We start from the raw sequence: 15,473 nt of genomic DNA, 5'->3' as shown, positions 1-15,473 counted from the left end.
TGCCCGTGCTGGTCGCGCTGATTGCGCTCGCGTGGATGGCGCTGTGGGCGTGGGCAGGCAGCCCTTATGGGCGCTATCTCGAACACGCTGACTGGACGGCCTCAGGTCCGGCGGCGTTTCTTTGCCGCATCGTGCCCGCCGGCGATGTGGTCGTGCCCATGGTGCTCTACGCAGCAGCGTGGATCCTCATGACCACGGCCATGATGCTGCCCACCACCCTGCCCCTGTTCAACACCTTCGACCGGCTGACGGCCGAGCGCCCGGACCACGGCCGCCTGTTGCTGCTGCTGGGCCTGGGTTACATGGCGGTGTGGGGCGCCTTCGGGCTGCTGGCGCACGCGCTGCACAGCGCGGTGCTGTCCCTGCTGGCCAGCGTGCCCACGCTGGCCTGGCACGGCTGGCTGATCGGTGCTGCGACCATTGCGCTGGCCGGTGCCTTTCAGTTCAGCAAGCTGAAATACCGCTGCCTTGAAAAGTGCCGCACGCCCTTGAGCTTCGTGATCGAGCATTGGCGCGGGCAGGCGCAGGCGCGGCAGGCGTTCGCGCTGGGTGCGCACCACGGCCTGTTCTGCGTCGGCTGCTGCTGGGCACTGATGCTCTTGATGTTCGCGGTCGGCACCGGCAGCCTCGGCTGGATGCTCCTTCTCGCGGCCGTGATGGCCATCGAAAAAAACGTGTCCTGGGGTCGGCGCCTCAGCACACCGCTCGGCGTTGCGCTGTTGTTGTGGGCGGCAGTGCTGGTGGCCACCCACGCTTGAAAAGCCTGGCGGCCGATGACGGGCCCCCTGGAAGACACAACCCTCCCAAGGGGGTATCACAGGACCGGCGTGGGCGCTAAGGCAAAAGGCAAGACTTGATCCTGTTGGCCCGAGGTCACTTTATGGCCGCCCACGCACCATGAAAAAAGCCGTCCAGCAGCGAACCCTCGAAACCCGCTCCAGACTGACCTCGGTGGCGGATCAACTCGTGGCCGAAAAAGGCTTCGAGGCCCTGCGCATCGAAGGGGGCGTGCAGCGCGCAGGCGTGGCCAAGGGCACGTTTTATGCGCACTTCAAGGACAAAGACGAACTGATGGACCTGCTCATCGGCGAGCGCATCAACAGCCTGCTCGACGGCATGGCGACCGGCCCAGCGCCGCGCGACACAGACCAGCTGGCCCAGTGCTTGATGCCTCTGGTGGAGCTGATGTCGTCCGAGCGCTATGTGTTCGACGTCATCCTGCGCCGCTCGGGCGCCATGGCGGTGGAAGAGATCGGCCCCATTGCCAGCACCTTCGGCCGGCTGGGCGAACTCATGGGCCCGTGGCTGGCCCAGGGATCGTTCCGCAAAGACGTGCCGGTCGAGATCCTGGTTGAAGGCCTGGAGGCCTTTCTGGTGCAGACCCTGGCGCTGAACTTCTGTGCGCTGCACAAAGACAAGTCCATGAAGGCTCGGCTGCAGCCTTACTTGCGCGCTTGGCTGGCGCCGGTGGCGGGGTGAGCTGATTGTGGCCGAGGTTTGACGGATCGCCTTGCAGGGTATGGGGCAAAAGGCAAGACCTGACCCCGTTGCGCATTACGCACGAAAACTTATTCCATATGCTGCTGAAAATTCCCAAAATATGGCTTCAATGCATTCTTAATTGCTTCTCTACAGTCGCCTTTTGTTAGCCTAACCACCGTTTCTGGTAGGCTGCCGTTGGCAAGTCCTAGAGAATTACTGATCTGCGATGAAAGTGACTTTCGATTGTAGAGTGAAAGTAAACTTTCGTAGTTTTTGTTCTGAAGTGCTTGACTATATAAAGCTAATGTATTGGAATATATCTGATTGACATCAATATTGGCTATCAGACTTTGAAGTGCTGCATTAATGTTGGCTGCGCCTTTTTGGGTTGCATCAAACATATTTAATTGAAATTTAATCTCGCTGGCAACTCGCATTGACACTTGTGCTTCGAGCTCGGTATGCAGTTTGCTAAAAATCGCATGAGAGACTTTTTGAAAGTCCTCTGTAGCGTCACGGCCTAACCTTTTGCTAACTATCTCAAGAACTTCTCTTGTGCAGAATAAGTTTTCAACCTCGGCAACTTCGAGTACGTAAACTGAGTCTTGTTCAAGTTTGCCGATTTCTGCTTGTACTCTTCTGTCTCGATCAATAATTCCAAAGGTGTCCAAATGGTGAAGCTGAGTGTTTGCTTTCAATGCTTTGACTGATTGAATTACTTGGGAGCAGCTTCCCCTTGGAATCACGAGATAGTTCGAGAGCAATTCTCTATAAAGACTAACGTCATAACTACCGTTTTCGCCCTCAACAAAGACAACGGGTTTTCTACTTCCCAATACTTCGACTAATAACGCATCAGGTAGATTTTCGTCTTCATTGATGATTTCCCATTGCCAACTCTGTCCGTCAAAGGATTTTAGCCAAACAATCTTAGCGGCCTCCTTTGCGGCTGCAAAATCAACATCGTGTGTTAAATATACAAAAAGGCAATCATCGCGAAGTTTCTCGATCTCAGTCCAGAGAGGAGCTTGTACTGACTTATGAAGATGTAGTTCAGGCTCGTCAATTACTATTATCCCATTTCTTGGGGCGGCTAGGCATTGACCAATAAGGTAAAAAATAACACGTTCACCATCACTCATCTCGGAAGAGTTGTATATATTTCCTTCTTGTCCTTTTATTTTTGTTTGAATTCTTAGGCCGCCAATAATTAACTCTCTGTGTGGGAGTATTTTTTCCCAGATCTCTTTGACGCGATCAATTTTGGTTGTCGGTGGCTCCACCCTAATTTCTTGAGCTTTACAGGCAATTTTAAACTTTGCATTCTCTTCTGTTTCATCGGAGAATAAATACACCATTAGTTTTTCATAGTCGCTTAAAAAGCCTGTCGCTGGTTTGTTGTTCCACTTGCTAGTTTTTTGCTGATAGCCCCAGCCGGGATTCCCAAAAAGAAGATTTTTTTCCGCCTGTTCGATTGACTGAGGAGTGCTTGAGTCAGGCATGGTCAAAGATTTTTGAGCAGAAATTCTATGCACCAACTCCCTTTGTGGAGATGTTATTTCAACCCAAGTGCCTAACCGTGTTTTTCCAGAACCATTGGCGCCAACAAGTAAAATACTTTGTGTTGTCTGAATGGACTCTGTATTGCCGTTTTCTCTTGGGAGGATAAAAATTTTCGTTTCCATGGAATTATTTTGAGGAGATATTGGTTTATCTTTGGCAATACGACATCGTATGCATTAATTTTTGGTCAGAGAATGATGAACCGACTATCGGCAAGCTAGGGTATAACTTTGCGTCGCACTCTTCGGTCCCGGGGTTCGTTGGCGCACTTTCAAAGTTCCTCCAGTTGTATTGCCATAAACCGACTAAACGGATCCTCCCGGTAATCCGCAAACGGCCCGCATTCCACAAAGCCGAACTGCCGGTACATGCGAATAGCCGGTTCAAACGCCGGCGTGCTGCCGGTTTCCAAACTCACCCGCGCGTAGCCGCGCTGCCGCGCGAGGGCGAGCAGTTCGGTGAGGATGGCTTGGGCGGCGCCCTGGCGAAGGTGGCGCGCGCTGGTGCGCATGGACTTGAGTTCGCCGTGGCCGCCACCTAACGCGGTGGTGGGCGCCAGTTCCTTGATGGCACCCATGGCGAGCAGTTCGTCTTCGCCGCCGGGTGAATCAGAAGGCGCGGGGCGCCAGGCGGTAAGGAAGGTGATCTCCGGCCGGCGCAGGCCGTCGAGGTCCAGCGCGAACACGCACTCGGGCGGCGACTCGGCGCGCATGCCGGCGAGATGCTCCTCCAGCAGGGCGATCACCTGCGGGTGCGTGAGTTCGCGGTCGATGCGGATGTGGAACGGGCGCGGCTGTGCGTCGTTCATGTGGGTTCCCTCCCTGGGTGGCGTTGCTGTGGGCTGATGGCTCTGCGGCCATTGTGTACGGTTTGTTACGAAGGAGGCAACAGGGTGCAGAGCGCCTTGATGTCTTCGATGCGCGGCTCAGTGAGCCACAGCGTGTCCACCAGCTGAAACACCTGCGGAGCCAGCGGTGTGCCGACGATCTCGTTTCTGCCCAGGCCACGGCCACAGAGTCCGGCCCTGGAGTGGTGCCGGTCGCCTCCGTCCACCACCATGAAGGAACCGCCATTGGGCGAGGGGCGGAAGCGAAGGCACACGAGTTGCCGCTGGCTGGCCTGGGTGCCCTCGCCCCAGGGGCCAATGATGAGGTCGATGTTCGGGAAGTGCTGGGGTGAGCCGACCGTCCACTGGACGTAGTAGATGGCGTGCGTTCCATCGTCGTCCGAGAGGTCGCCCCAGATGGTTTTCGTGGTCTGCCCACAGCAGTCGCAGGTGCCTTGGGACTCATTCCAGAATGTGGCGGTCAAGGGCGCCATGGGTCGTCAGAACAGGTCTTGAAGCTTGTCGTCGAAATTGAGCGTGCTGATGGTCCAGCCACTCTTTCCCCGGTAGCTGTAGAACTGCCATCGGGTGGCGTGCAAGTCGAATTTGTGGATGTAGGTCAGCCGCACCAGGGAGCTGCCCAGGCGCTTTTCTTCGATGAATTCGTGGCCCCTTGACGCACCGAAACGGGTGGACCAAACCGAAAACGCCAGGTTCGCCTGCCCCGCTGTGCTCTCGAACTCCGCATTGCTCACCACAAAGAGCGGCTGAATGCTTTTGAGTCCACCGGCGAGGTCGCCACGGCCCACGGTTTCCATGGCGGCGTCGGTCGCCTTTTTGAGATCTTCAATGGTCGGAACGCCCTGAGCTGAGGCCGACGCAGCGGCGAGCACGAGAGCGATGGCGGCGATGGCGCGCGAAAGCAGTTTCATGGTGAATCTCCCTGTGATGTGAATGTTGGGAAAGGATACCGCTGCTGGGGACGGGGTTGGCTTGGCCAGCGCGATGGATGGCCGCCCGCGTTGGCGCACATCAAGTCCCCGGAGGTGTCCGCAGTACGGGCTGCTCAAGCTGCCCGCCTTGCGGGCCGATAAGCACTCAACACCTCTCAAGGATTCACCATGGATGTCTCACCCGCCTTGCTCGTGGACCGCGTGCTCCAGACGCGCAACAACCAGACCACGCAGGACGTGCAAATCAACGTGCTGAAAAAAGCCCTGGACATGCAGGAGTCGGCGTCGGCGGCGTTGCTGAACGCCGTGGCGGGCAATCTGCCGCTGGCGGGCAGTGGATCGGTGGGGACGCAGGTCAATACGATGGCTTGATGCCACGCACAGGCCGAAAGGAAACCTGTCTGTGGCGCAGGCGGTTTCCTTTCCGAGCGCATCAGCGTTGCATTTCGATCAGCACCTCAGGGTGCGCCATGGCCACGCGCAACAGCGTCTTCGCTGCACCGGTGGGTTCGCGGCGGCCTTGTTCCCAGTCTTGCAGGGTGCGCGGTGACACCCCCAGCAAGGTGGCGAAGTCTTGCTGCGACAACCCGACCTTGGACCGTGCTTCGGCGGCCTGCGGCAACTGAACCTTGGTCACCCGCGCGGCCTTGCCTTTGCGCATCTGCTGGACGGATTCGAGCAGATCGCGCTGGAAGGTTTCCATTTCAGTGGGCATCTTCAACTCCTTGTTTCAGTTGAGCCAGGAACTCGGTTGGCAAGTTGTCGAACTTGGCCTTTGCGTACACGATGAGCAGCCAGATCGTTTGATCGGTTGCGTTGAAATAGATCACCCGGGCTCCGCCGCGCTTGCCGCGCCCCGAACTGGCCCAGCGAACCTTGCGACAGCCGCCGCTGCCCGGAATGACGTCGCCCGAGGTGGGGTTGACGGCGATCCAGTTGATGAACTCGATGCGTTCGTCATCGCTCCACACATCGGCTGCGTAGCGCTGGAACACCGGGGTTTCGGCCACGGTTCGTGTCGCGCAACTATACGGCATTGCCGTACTTTCGTCCATGATTGACATAGATTCCTCCCTGAGGGCGCATTGTGCTTGCGGGTGCGTTTGGCCTTGAATTCACCTTGCGATGGGTCGCGCCTCACCTGTCGCAAAAAGGCGTCAGTCCCCGCAGACGTTGCTTCCCCCATGCACGCAACTCCCGCTACAGTTCGTCCCTCGCCGTTTTGCCGAGGTCCCCGTTGACCTTCCGAGCGCGGCGACCCCACCCTTTTTTCCACCCCACCAGGAGCACAACATGCATAAGAACACGACCTCCCTGTGGGCTGGGTCAGCGGTGGCGGGGCTTTCGGTTTAACCGTCGGTTAAGCCTCCCCCACTTTTTGTTCCGCGCCCCACGGCGCTGCCTGACGCAAAAGCGTCGGCAGCGCGGTCGTGGTGTGCGCGCGTCTGTCCCGGTCCGGTTTCAACGTTTTTTGAATCTGGATTTTTCATGGGCAATTTTGTCAAGAAGCTGTCGGACCGCGCCTGCGTGGTCGCGTCCGACACGACGTGGATGGAAGACGCTGCCATGGCGCAGCTGATCACCACGTCACAACTCGAGGGCATGCAGCGCGTCGCTGGCATGCCCGATCTGCACCCCGGTCGCGGCTACCCGGTGGGCGCTGCGTTTTTCTCGGTACAGCGTTTTTATCCCGCGCTGGTGGGCAACGACATCGGCTGCGGCATGGCGCTGTGGCAGACCGACGTGCAGGCGAGCACGGTCCGGCTGGACAAGCTGGAGAAGCGCGTGGGCAACATCGATGGTCCGATGGACGACGCGGATGCGCGGGCGCAAGCCATGTCGGACACCGGGGTTCAGCCCAGTGGCCACGAGGCCTCGCTGGGCACCATTGGCGGTGGCAACCACTTCGCTGAGTTTCAGCAGGTAGACATGGTGCATGCGCCCGAGGCCCTGGCCGCGCTGGGCATCGACAGGCAGCGGCTGCTGCTCTTGGTGCACAGCGGCTCGCGGGGCTTGGGCGAGCGCGTCCTGCGCCAGCATGTCGATGCCTTCGGGCACCGCGGTCTGGAGGCCGACACGCCCGAGGCTGCCGCCTGCCTGGCGCAGCACGACGCGGCCTTGCGCTACGCGCGCTGCAACCGCCAGCTGGTGGCGCAGCGGCTGCTGGGCAATGTGCGGGCCGAGGGCCGTTGCCTGCTGGACGTGCACCACAACTTCGTGGCGCCGTCCGTCATCGACGGGCAGGCGGGCTGGCTGCACCGCAAGGGCGCGACGCCGTCGGACGCCGGGCCGGTGTTGATTCCCGGCTCGCGCGGGGACCACAGCCACCTGGTGCGGCCGACGCGCTTGTGCCACGAGACCTTGTTGTCGCTGGCGCACGGGGCGGGGCGCAAGTGGATTCGCTCGGCCTGCAAGGACCGCCTGTTCAAGCTGATGACGCCCACGCAGATGGGGCGCACGGCGTTGGGCAGCCGCGTGATCTGCAACGACCGGCAACTGATCTACGAGGAAGCGCCCCAGGCCTACAAAGGCATCGACAGCGTGGTGCAGTCGCTGGTGGGGGCGGGCCTGATCGAGCTGCTGGCCCGGACCAAGCCGGTGCTGACCTACAAGACCCGTGGGGAGTGTTGCGAATGATCTTGCTTCAACTCACCGCCAACACGGGGCCTGAAGAATGCTGCTTGGCCGTGCGCAAGGCGCTGGCGCAGCTGCTGCGCGAGTGCGAGAACGCCGGGGTCGGCGCCGAGCTGCTGGAGCATGTGCCCAGCGAGGTGCCCGGCAACTTCCGCTCGGTGCTGCTGGCGCTGGAAGGTGCGCAGGCGCTGGCCCTGGCCTCGCGCTGGAGCGGCAGCGTGCAATGGAGCTGCCCCAGCCCTTACCGGCCGGGGCACAAGCGCAAGAACTGGTTCATCGGGGTGGAGGTCTTCGAGACCGATGCGCCGGGTGCGACCGGCGAGCCGCTGCACGACAAAGACCTGCGCTTCGAAACCCTGCGCGCCAGCGGGCCGGGCGGCCAGCACGTCAACAAGACCGATTCGGCCGTGCGCGCCACGCACGTGCCCACCGGCCTGAGCGTGAAGGTGCAGACCGAGCGCAGCCAGCACGCCAACAAGCGCCTCGCGCGCGCCCTGCTGGCGCACAAGCTGGCGGCCCAGGCGGACGACGCCGCCAGCGCCGCCCGCCACCAACGCTGGCGCCAGCACCACGGCGTGGAGCGCGGGAATGCGACCCGCACGTTTCGGGGGGAGGGGTTTGTTGAGGTGTAGGCACCCTGTCTTGGGCCGCTCACTCCTGTGTGGAGGGAGCGGCTCCCTTTGTCCATTGTTTTTGTGCGGGTGGACGCAGCTCAACCCGCTGGCGGGATGCCAGCGCCCCCGCTACCGCCGCCTCAGCATGCGCGCCGCCAGCACGCTGGCCAGCAGCACCAGCGCGCTGCCGGTGAGCGCGGTGAACTGCAGCGCGTCGGTGAAGGCGGCGCGGGCCATCAAGGTCAGCGTTTGCGCCGCTTCGGCGGGCAGGCGTTCGGCCACCGCGAGGGCGCCGCCCAGGGTGGCCATGGCTTCCGGGGGCAGGCCCTGGCCGGCAGTCTGCGCGAGCTGTTGGCGGTAGATCAGCGTGCCCGCGCTGCCGAACAGCGCGATGCCCAGTGCGCCACAGAATTCCGAGCTGGTTTCGGCGATGGCCGAGGCGGCGCCCGCGCGTTCGGGTGGTGCCGAGGTGATGATCTGCTCGGTGCCGATGGCGAACACCGGCGCCATGCCCAGGCTGACCACGACCATGCCGGCCACCAGCACCCACAGCGCCCAGGGGCCGTCGGCCCACACCATCAGCAGCATGCCGGCCGCGGCCGCCGCGAGGCACCACACCATCACCGGCCCGGGCCCGAAACGCCGCGCCAGCCAGGGCGTCAGCACCATGGAGCCGAACACGAAGCCGCCCGCCCACGGCACCGTGGCCCAGCCGGCCTGCAGCGGCGAGAGCGCCAGCACCATCTGCAGGTGCTGCGCAATGAAGATGTAGATGCCGAACATGGCCAGGCACGACAGCCCGTAGGCCATGATGGCCGTGCGGAAGCTGGGGATGGCGAACAGCCGCAGTTCGAGCAGCGGGTAGTCAATGCGCTTCTGGCGCCGCACGAACGCGATGCCGACAGCCAGCCCGGCGAGCAGCAACGCGAGCCGCCCCCCGCTCGGCCCGTGTTCGGCCATGGCCTTGACGGCGTAGATCAGGCTGAGCACGGCGGTCAGCGAGAGCAGCACGCTCGGCGCGTCGATGCGGCCGGCGTTCTCGTCGCGGTACTCGGGCAGCAGGCGCGGTCCGAGCACCAGCAGCAGGGCCATCACCGGCACGGCGGGCAGGAACACCGAGCCCCACCAGAAGTGCTCCAGCAGCCAGCCGCCCACCAGCGGGCCGATGGCGCTGCCGACCGAAAACGCGGTGATCCACACGCCGATGGCGAACTGGCGCTGCGTCTCGTCGTGAAACATGTTGCGGATCAGCGAGAGCGTGGACGGTGCCAGCGTGGCGCCGGCGATGCCCAGCAGCGCGCGCAGCACGATCAGCTCGGCGGGGGTGCGCGCGAACGCGGCCAGCACCGAGGCCACGGCAAAGCAGGCCGCGCCGATCAGCAGCAGGCGGCGGCGCCCGATGCGGTCGCCCAGCGTGCCCATGGTGATCAGGAAGCCAGCGACGAAAAAGCCGTAGATGTCGATGATCCACAGCAGCTGCGAAGCGCTGGGTGCCAGCGCCCGGCTGAGCGCGGGCACGGCCAGGTTGAGCACCGTGAGGTCCATCGCGTAGACCAGGCAGGGCAGGGCGATCATGGCCAGGCCCCACCACTCGCGGCGGGTGGCCTTGGCGGGCGGGGCATCCAGCAGGGTGGGCGGGGAATGGCTCATGGGATCGGCGGCTGGGCACGGGCCTGGTTCAGCCGGGGCGGCTGGCGGTGGCCTGTGCGGAAGGGGGCGGCAGGGACGGTGGGCGACGGGTGCCCCGGCGTTCAGAGGCTTTTGCCGTCGAAGTGGTGCACAGGGATGGCGGCGAGGTCGATGCCGTCGATGCAGCGCAGGTTGATCGCCGCCATGGCGTTGCCCTTGGGGTCGGTGCCTTCGCCGTAGGGGTGGATGCCGCAGACCGGGCAGAAGCGGTGGCGGATCACGTGCTGGTTGAACAGGTAGGTCGAGGCCGCGTCCTCGGGCGTCTTCAGCACCAGGCTGGCGCGCGGCACGAACCAGAGCAGCGAGCCCTTGCGCGAGCAGATGGAGCAGTTGCAGGCGAGGGCGCTGTCGATTTCGCCCTGGACTTCAAAGGCGATGCGGCCGCAGTGGCAGCTGCCGGTGTGGGTGGTGGCGGTGGTGGTCATGGTGTCGGCGTGGTGGGTTCGGGGACGGCCCCCACACACCACGACGGCCACCGTACCCTGTTTTCGACAGCCTGTCGCCGCAGGCGGGCTTTACCAGCTCACTTCCCGGTCCGGCGTGGCGCTGATCTTGTGGATGGTCAGGTCGGCGCCGTCGTATTCCTCTTCCGGGCTCAGGCGCAGGCCCATGACCGTCTTGAGCGTGCCGTACACCACCACGCCACCGAGCAGCGCCCAGGCCACGCCCAGGGCGGTGCCGATCAGTTGCGCCGTGAAGCTCACGCCGCCCAGGCCGCCCAGCGCCTGCTGGCCGAAAATGCCGGCGGCGAGGCCGCCCCAGGTGCCGCACAGGCCGTGCAGGGGCCAGACGCCCAGCACGTCGTCGATCTTCCAGCGGTTCTGCGTCAGCGTGAACATGCCCACGAAGAGCGCGCCCGCCACCGCGCCCACCACCAGCGCGCCCATCGGGTGCATCAGGTCGGAGCCCGCGCACACGGCCACCAGGCCGGCCAGCGGGCCGTTGTGCACGAAGCCCGGGTCGTTCTTGCCGGCGATCAGCGCGGCCAGTGTGCCGCCGACCATGGCCATGAGCGAGTTGACGGCGACGAGGCCCGAGATCTTGTCCAGCGTCTGTGCGCTCATGACGTTGAAGCCGAACCAGCCCACGCAGAGGATCCACGCGCCCAGCGCGAGGAAGGGGATGCTCGACGGCGGGTGGGCCGAGATGCCGCCGTCCTTGCGGTAGCGGTTGGCGCGGGCGCCCAGGAAGATGACCGCGGGCAGCGCGATCCAGCCGCCCACCGCGTGCACCACCACGGAGCCGGCGAAGTCGTGGAAGGCGAAACCGGTGGTGGCGGTGATCCAGGCCTGCACGCCGAAGTGGCCGTTCCAGGCGATGCCCTCAAAGAACGGGTAGACCAGGCCGACGATGACGGCCGTGGCGATCAGTTGCGGCCAGAACTTGGCGCGCTCAGCGATGCCGCCTGAAATGATGGCCGGGATGGCGGCCGCGAAGGTGAGCAGGAAGAAGAACTTCACCAGCTCGTAGCCGTTTTTCTGCGCCAGCGTTTCGGCGCCCACGAAGAACGAGGCGCCGTAGGCCACGCCGTAGCCGACGACGAAGTAGGCGATGGTGGAGACCGAAAAATCCACCAGGATCTTGACCAGGGCGTTGACCTGGTTCTTTTTGCGGACCGTGCCGAGTTCGAGGAAGGCGAACCCCGCGTGCATGGCCAGGACCATGATGCCGCCGAGCAGGATGAACAGGGCGTCAGCGCCCTGTTTGAGTGCGTCCATGAAGTGTCTCCGTGCAGAAAAGCTGGTATTGGTGCGTTGAAAGCGCCAAAACAGGGTCTGCATGGCGAATCGCACCAAGCAGTAGCAAAAATCAGGCCAATCGTTCCACTATGGTGCGCATCGCACTGGATGGGTGCCTTGTGGCGGCGTCAGGCCGTGTGGCGCCAGCGAACGCCGTGGGGTGGGTGGCGGGGGCCGAACACGAATTGCAGCACCCGGCGCCGGCTCTGGCCGGTGGCCTTGGACGAGCGGTGGAGCAGCAGCGGGCGCATCAGCAGGGCGTCGCCGGGTTGCGCGGGGCAAGGCAACTCGTGTGGACGCAGCTCGACCGCAGCCTGCGGCGCGACGATGCCCTGGCGGTGGGTGCCCGGCACGACCCAGAGCGGGCCGTCTTCGGGGCCACAGGGATCGAGATGGAGGCGCACCGCCATCAGCTGTTCGAGCACGGCCACCGGTGGTTGCACATACGGCGTGCCGCCCTTGACCGACCACGCCCGCCAGTCCGGGTGCGCCACCCGCTCATGCACCGGAAAGCCCAGGTCCTGGTGCACCGCCACCAGCCAGTTGTGTTCGGCCGACTTTTCAAAGAAGAGGCATTGCAAGGCCACGGCGTCGCTGCCGATGGCGGGCGACAGCGCGGGGTGACGGCGCAGCCGGTCGGCCAGTGCTGCGCACCAACCCTGGCTGATCAGCTCGCGCGCACCCGGGCCGCTGGAGGCGCCGTGCAGACGCCCGCCCAGCGCGGTGCACTCATCTGGCGAGAGGACGGCCTTGACCCAGGCAAAGCCCGCGCGCTCGACATCTTCGGTGGGCATCATCCGGGCAGGAAACGATCAGGCCGCCGCCGGGACCGGCGCGCCGATGGCCCGCAGCACGCTGGGCGAAATCAGCCGGTGCATGGGCTTGACCGGCAGCATGTAGAGCCGGCCGAGCCGGTTCTTGGTGTGCACGACGGTGGTGACGGTGACGCGCACCGGCTGGCCGGTCGGGCGAGCGCAGTGCACCGAAAGCACCACGTCCAGGTGTTTGTCGCGGTCGCCGAGCAGCACCTCGTCGGGCGTGTTTTCGATCAGCGTGAAGATGCCCACGCGGTCGCCGGGCCGGTAGTCGGCGTCGGGCTTGGCGGGGTTGATTTCCGACAGCTCGCCGAGGTTCTTGAGGCCGACGAGTTGCACCGCGCGGTTGCGCAGGCTCATGCAGGCGTCGACCCAGCGCGGCGTGGCCTGCACGGCCTTGAGAAACTGACGGAGGGCGCTGAGCGAGGGGTCGGTGGCGTCGATGGACCAGGCGTCAAAGAAGTCGGCGCCCTCCAGGCGTCCGGCGATGCGGCTGCCGGAGGGAGGGCTGGTTTCGGTGGGGGTGTTCATCGGGGGCTCCCTGCGGGGCCGACCACCCGGCCGAGGGGCTGGGTGCGGTCGCTGAGCCGACTATAGCCAGCGGCGGCACGCCCACAAAAAAGCCACCCCGCGGGGTGGCTCGGCGGGGGAGCGCAGTCCGCTCAGCTGCAGCTCACGCTGCCGCAACCGCTCATGGTGGCGGGCTTGACACGGTCCGGGTCGGCCAGGGTTTCGGTGCGGCTGTCGAAGCCCACATCTTTCATGTGCAGCGCCAGGCCGGCGTCCATGCTCGCGGCGTGCTGCGGGAACCACTCGACCAGGGCCTCGGCCAGGCGGCTGATGATCTCGGTGTCGCCCTGCTGGTAATGGTCGACCACGGCGTTGAGGGTTTCCAGGATCGTGGCGTGGTGCGAGGCGTGGCAGTTGTCGGCCGAGAAGCCGGTGGCCAGCATCCAGCGCTCTTCCTGCGCGAAGTGCTCGACCGTGTGCGCCACGAACTCGCGGTAGAGCGGCAGTTGTTCGCCGGGCGGCGTGGCCAGCAGCCGGTTGAGCATGTCCACGAACTCTTCGTGGGTGTCGTCCATGCGGTGATCGCCGGTGTGCAGCTGGGGGTTCCAGGTCAGGCCGGTGGCGGCCGAGATCGGGGCTTCTGGGGTGGCGGTGGTGTCCATGGGGCGAGACTGTAGCGGTTTCGGGATGGGCGGTGCTTGATGGAGGTCAAGCGGGAGGCGGCCACCGGGGGCTCGGGACTATCATGCCGGCTCACCAACACCGTCTGGAGGACGAGATGAATTTTGTCGACGCGGTCAAGACCTGTTTCAGCAAATACGTGGGCTTCGAGGGGCGCGCCACGCGTTCGGAATACTGGTGGTGGGTGCTGTTTGTGTTTGCGGTGGCCATCGTCATGGGCGTGCTCAGGCTGGGCACGATCGGCAACCTGTTCTCGCTGGCCACGCTGCTGCCCTCGATCGCCGTGGGCGCCCGCCGCCTGCACGACATCGGCAAGAGCGGCTGGTGGCAACTGATTGCCCTGATCCCGCTGATCGGCTGGCTGGTGCTGATTTACTGGGCCGTGCAGCCCAGCGAAGGCGACAACGCCTTCGGCCCGGCGCCCACCCTGTAAGGGCGGGCCGGATTCAGGCCGCCTGCCGGCCCATCATCTGCAGCACCGCGGTCTGCAGCTCGGGCGCGGCCAGGGCCTGGTCCAGTCGGGCCAGGCTCGGGTGGGCCAGGGCGGCCCGCAGGTGGAAGGTGTCCACATTGGCGTCCAGCTTCACGTCGTAGCCTTCCAGCGTGCCCAGCTGGCCCAGCGCCAGGCGCTCGCCCAGGCGCGCGCACAGGTAGCCGAGCGCCAGACGGGGCGCGCGCACCGGATCGGTGGTCATGCACGAGGTCACGAGTTGCTGGCCCAGGCCGCTGACGTCGTTGACGAGGCCGGCGGGCAGCTCCCAGGTCTTCATCAACAGGCAACCGATCTCGCTGGCGTTGAGGCCGAGCCGTTCCTGCTCCATCCGGGCGCGTTCCAGCCGGCCGCGGGAGAGCCAGTGCTCCAGGCCCGAGGCGGGCAGCAGCGAGGCCGTGGCGAGCTGGCCGACGAAACTCAGCACCACCTGGGTGGACAACGAGCCCTGGTCGGGCAGGTTGAGCGCCTTGCCCAGGCGAACGCAGAGCTCGCTGGCCACGGCGCTGGCGCGCCAGATGGTGTCGAAACTGCGCTGCGCCTCGGCCAGCTTGGGTTTGAAGGCCTCGGCCAGCATGTATTGCAGGCAGATGCTGCGCAAGGTGTTCATGCCCAGAAAGGTGACCGCCTGGCCGATGTTGGTCACCGGCTTTTGCAGGCCGTAGAACGGCGCATTGACGGTGGAGAGCACCCTGGCGGCGATGAGCGGCTCGCCCATCACCAGCTCGCTCAGCTCGGACGAGCCGGCCCTGGCGACGAACTCGGGCGACAGCAGTTGCTGCATCGAGCGGGGAGGGCGGGGGATGCCCTTGATCGCCGCGACCAGGGTCTCGCGCTGGGCGGGGTCCATGTCCTGCTCGCGCAGCCACTCAAACGCCCGCAGCTCGGCCGGCTCGGGTTCGGGCGCCGGTGCGACGGTGGCTGGCAGGGTGGGCACGGAGGTGGCGCGACCCTGGGGCGCGGCGGTGCGCTGCGTGGTCACGGGGGACGGGGCTGCCCTCGCCGGTCCGCGGCGGAACCACCACCAGGCCACGGCGACTGCGAGCACCGCGGCCATCCAGATCATCAACATGGGCACGACGAACCTCCGTTCAAAGGGTGCTGTCCGTGCGGCACACAGACTTCTTTGTCCTTTGAATCGGCATTTCGCGCCCGGTCTTGAGCGCTTTGCCGGCGGTGGCGCCGCTCAGGCCAGCCGGGTGCGGTGGCGCGCGATCTGGCTCAGCACCTGGGCCGGCGCGGTGCCGCCCAGCGTGTTGCGGGCGTTGAGGCTGCCGCGCAGGCTCAGGCACTCGTACACGTCTTTTTCAATCGAAGCGTTGAAGCCCTGCAGCACGGTCAGCGGCAGCTCGGACAGGTCGCAAGCGTGGCTGGTGGCGGCTTTCACGGCGTGGGCCACGGTTTCGTGCGCGTCCCGGAAGGGCAGGCCCTTTTTCACCAGGTAGTCGGCCAGGTCGGTGGCGGTGGCGTAGCCCTT

General features: G+C 64.4%; 19 protein-coding genes and 1 pseudogene. 6 read left to right on the top strand and 14 right to left on the bottom strand.

The features are described from left to right. Both IV088_RS12995 and IV088_RS12990 read left to right on the top strand, forming a co-directional pair. A partial coding sequence (locus tag IV088_RS12995; protein ID WP_291102555.1) for a DUF2182 domain-containing protein occupies window positions 1–758 on the top strand: 758 nt, incomplete at its 5' end. A 139-nt stretch (window positions 759–897) separates the two neighbouring features. Continuing rightward, window positions 898–1,479, top strand: a complete 582-nt coding sequence (locus IV088_RS12990; RefSeq protein ID WP_291102553.1) for a TetR/AcrR family transcriptional regulator — start codon at window positions 898–900, stop codon at window positions 1,477–1,479. An 89-nt stretch (window positions 1,480–1,568) separates the two neighbouring features. Here the strand turns inward: IV088_RS12990 and IV088_RS12985 are convergent, their stop codons facing one another. The 4 genes from IV088_RS12985 to IV088_RS12970 all read right to left on the bottom strand — a co-directional run bounded on the left by IV088_RS12985 (window position 1,569) and on the right by IV088_RS12970 (window position 4,941). Then, window positions 1,569–3,167 carry a DUF4435 domain-containing protein gene (locus IV088_RS12985; RefSeq protein ID WP_291102550.1) on the bottom strand — a complete coding sequence of 533 codons (1,599 nt, stop codon included), beginning with the start codon at window positions 3,165–3,167 and terminating at the stop codon, window positions 1,569–1,571. 149 nt (window positions 3,168–3,316) lie between these two features. After that, window positions 3,317–3,853: a GNAT family N-acetyltransferase gene (locus IV088_RS12980; RefSeq protein ID WP_291102548.1), complete on the bottom strand. Its 537-nt coding sequence runs from the start codon at window positions 3,851–3,853 to the stop codon at window positions 3,317–3,319. A 65-nt stretch (window positions 3,854–3,918) separates the two neighbouring features. Continuing rightward, window positions 3,919–4,356 carry a hypothetical protein gene (locus IV088_RS12975; RefSeq protein ID WP_291102546.1) on the bottom strand — a complete coding sequence of 146 codons (438 nt, stop codon included), beginning with the start codon at window positions 4,354–4,356 and terminating at the stop codon, window positions 3,919–3,921. Between the two features lie 15 nt (window positions 4,357–4,371). After that, window positions 4,372–4,941, bottom strand: a complete 570-nt coding sequence (locus IV088_RS12970) for a hypothetical protein (RefSeq protein WP_291102543.1) — start codon at window positions 4,939–4,941, stop codon at window positions 4,372–4,374. A gap of 51 nt (window positions 4,942–4,992) precedes the next feature. On the opposite strand from IV088_RS12970, the gene IV088_RS12965 reads away from it, so the two are divergent. Next, on the top strand, window positions 4,993–5,196 hold the full coding sequence (locus IV088_RS12965; protein ID WP_291102541.1) for a YjfB family protein: 204 nt from the start codon (window positions 4,993–4,995) through the stop codon (window positions 5,194–5,196). A 61-nt stretch (window positions 5,197–5,257) separates the two neighbouring features. Here IV088_RS12965 and IV088_RS12960 read toward each other — a convergent pair whose 3' ends face one another. Next, complete coding sequence (locus tag IV088_RS12960) at window positions 5,258–5,539, bottom strand: helix-turn-helix domain-containing protein (protein ID WP_291102540.1); 282 nt, start codon at window positions 5,537–5,539, stop codon at window positions 5,258–5,260. Then, the gene (locus tag IV088_RS12955; RefSeq protein ID WP_291102537.1) at window positions 5,529–5,888 is read right to left on the bottom strand and encodes a transcriptional regulator; all 360 of its coding nucleotides are present in this window, start codon (window positions 5,886–5,888) and stop codon (window positions 5,529–5,531) included. Before IV088_RS12955 ends, IV088_RS12960 begins: the two co-directional genes overlap by 11 nt. 424 nt (window positions 5,889–6,312) lie before the next feature. Here IV088_RS12955 and IV088_RS12950 point away from each other — a divergent pair, with 424 nt between their 5' ends. Both IV088_RS12950 and prfH read left to right on the top strand, forming a co-directional pair. Further along, a complete protein-coding gene (locus IV088_RS12950; protein WP_291102534.1) occupies window positions 6,313–7,461 on the top strand; it encodes an RNA ligase RtcB family protein in 1,149 nt (382 codons plus the stop codon). Then, a complete protein-coding gene (gene prfH / locus IV088_RS12945) occupies window positions 7,458–8,090 on the top strand; it encodes a peptide chain release factor H (protein WP_291102532.1) in 633 nt (210 codons plus the stop codon). Before IV088_RS12950 ends, prfH begins: the two co-directional genes overlap by 4 nt. Before the next feature lie 111 nt (window positions 8,091–8,201). Here the strand turns inward: prfH and IV088_RS12940 are convergent, their stop codons facing one another. The 6 genes from IV088_RS12940 to IV088_RS12915 all read right to left on the bottom strand — a co-directional run bounded on the left by IV088_RS12940 (window position 8,202) and on the right by IV088_RS12915 (window position 13,487). Beyond that, entirely contained in the window at window positions 8,202–9,722 is a 1,521-nt protein-coding gene (locus IV088_RS12940; protein WP_291102529.1) for an MFS transporter, read from the bottom strand. A gap of 101 nt (window positions 9,723–9,823) precedes the next feature. Continuing rightward, window positions 9,824–10,186, bottom strand: coding sequence for a GFA family protein (locus IV088_RS12935; protein WP_291102527.1), 363 nt, complete (start codon window positions 10,184–10,186; stop codon window positions 9,824–9,826). Window positions 10,187–10,276: 90 nt separating this feature from the next. Beyond that, complete coding sequence (locus tag IV088_RS12930) at window positions 10,277–11,479, bottom strand: ammonium transporter (protein WP_291102525.1); 1,203 nt, start codon at window positions 11,477–11,479, stop codon at window positions 10,277–10,279. A 149-nt stretch (window positions 11,480–11,628) separates the two neighbouring features. After that, on the bottom strand, window positions 11,629–12,294 hold the full coding sequence (locus IV088_RS12925; protein ID WP_291102522.1) for a phytanoyl-CoA dioxygenase family protein: 666 nt from the start codon (window positions 12,292–12,294) through the stop codon (window positions 11,629–11,631). An 18-nt stretch (window positions 12,295–12,312) separates the two neighbouring features. Next, window positions 12,313–12,846, bottom strand: coding sequence for a DUF2867 domain-containing protein (locus IV088_RS12920; RefSeq protein WP_291102519.1), 534 nt, complete (start codon window positions 12,844–12,846; stop codon window positions 12,313–12,315). A 131-nt stretch (window positions 12,847–12,977) separates the two neighbouring features. Next, entirely contained in the window at window positions 12,978–13,487 is a 510-nt protein-coding gene (locus IV088_RS12915; RefSeq protein ID WP_291102517.1) for a hemerythrin domain-containing protein, read from the bottom strand. Window positions 13,488–13,603: 116 nt separating this feature from the next. On the opposite strand from IV088_RS12915, the gene IV088_RS12910 reads away from it, so the two are divergent. Beyond that, a complete protein-coding gene (locus tag IV088_RS12910; protein WP_291102515.1) occupies window positions 13,604–13,939 on the top strand; it encodes a DUF805 domain-containing protein in 336 nt (111 codons plus the stop codon). Between the two features lie 13 nt (window positions 13,940–13,952). Here IV088_RS12910 and IV088_RS12905 read toward each other — a convergent pair whose 3' ends face one another. Then, window positions 13,953–15,068, bottom strand: a complete 1,116-nt coding sequence (locus IV088_RS12905; protein WP_291102558.1) for an HDOD domain-containing protein — start codon at window positions 15,066–15,068, stop codon at window positions 13,953–13,955. A 114-nt stretch (window positions 15,069–15,182) separates the two neighbouring features. Further along, a pseudogene (locus IV088_RS12900) lies at window positions 15,183–15,473 on the bottom strand (argininosuccinate lyase); the annotation flags it as partial.

The sequence above is a fragment of the Hydrogenophaga sp. genome, from assembly GCF_018780075.1.
Classification (GTDB): domain Bacteria; phylum Pseudomonadota; class Gammaproteobacteria; order Burkholderiales; family Burkholderiaceae_C; genus Hydrogenophaga.
This window is presented reverse-complemented; position numbering and strand designations above follow the sequence as displayed.

Bases quoted from the DNA above. Each gene is read 5' to 3' on its own strand.
- prfH (WP_291102532.1), top strand. From the start codon at position 7,458: ATGATCTTGCTTCAACTCACCGCCAACACGGGGCCTGAAGAATGCTGC.
- IV088_RS12990 (WP_291102553.1), top strand. From the start codon at position 898: ATGAAAAAAGCCGTCCAGCAGCGAACCCTCGAAACCCGCTCCAGACTG.
- IV088_RS12920 (WP_291102519.1), bottom strand. From the start codon at position 12,846: ATGAACACCCCCACCGAAACCAGCCCTCCCTCCGGCAGCCGCATCGCC.
- IV088_RS12950 (WP_291102534.1), top strand. From the start codon at position 6,313: ATGGGCAATTTTGTCAAGAAGCTGTCGGACCGCGCCTGCGTGGTCGCG.
- IV088_RS12905 (WP_291102558.1), bottom strand. From the start codon at position 15,068: ATGTTGATGATCTGGATGGCCGCGGTGCTCGCAGTCGCCGTGGCCTGG.
- IV088_RS12960 (WP_291102540.1), bottom strand. From the start codon at position 5,539: ATGCCCACTGAAATGGAAACCTTCCAGCGCGATCTGCTCGAATCCGTC.
- IV088_RS12940 (WP_291102529.1), bottom strand. From the start codon at position 9,722: ATGAGCCATTCCCCGCCCACCCTGCTGGATGCCCCGCCCGCCAAGGCC.
- IV088_RS12930 (WP_291102525.1), bottom strand. From the start codon at position 11,479: ATGGACGCACTCAAACAGGGCGCTGACGCCCTGTTCATCCTGCTCGGC.
- IV088_RS12985 (WP_291102550.1), bottom strand. From the start codon at position 3,167: ATGGAAACGAAAATTTTTATCCTCCCAAGAGAAAACGGCAATACAGAG.
- IV088_RS12935 (WP_291102527.1), bottom strand. From the start codon at position 10,186: ATGACCACCACCGCCACCACCCACACCGGCAGCTGCCACTGCGGCCGC.
- IV088_RS12915 (WP_291102517.1), bottom strand. From the start codon at position 13,487: ATGGACACCACCGCCACCCCAGAAGCCCCGATCTCGGCCGCCACCGGC.
- IV088_RS12980 (WP_291102548.1), bottom strand. From the start codon at position 3,853: ATGAACGACGCACAGCCGCGCCCGTTCCACATCCGCATCGACCGCGAA.
- IV088_RS12925 (WP_291102522.1), bottom strand. From the start codon at position 12,294: ATGCCCACCGAAGATGTCGAGCGCGCGGGCTTTGCCTGGGTCAAGGCC.
- IV088_RS12955 (WP_291102537.1), bottom strand. From the start codon at position 5,888: ATGTCAATCATGGACGAAAGTACGGCAATGCCGTATAGTTGCGCGACA.
- IV088_RS12910 (WP_291102515.1), top strand. From the start codon at position 13,604: ATGAATTTTGTCGACGCGGTCAAGACCTGTTTCAGCAAATACGTGGGC.
- IV088_RS12965 (WP_291102541.1), top strand. From the start codon at position 4,993: ATGGATGTCTCACCCGCCTTGCTCGTGGACCGCGTGCTCCAGACGCGC.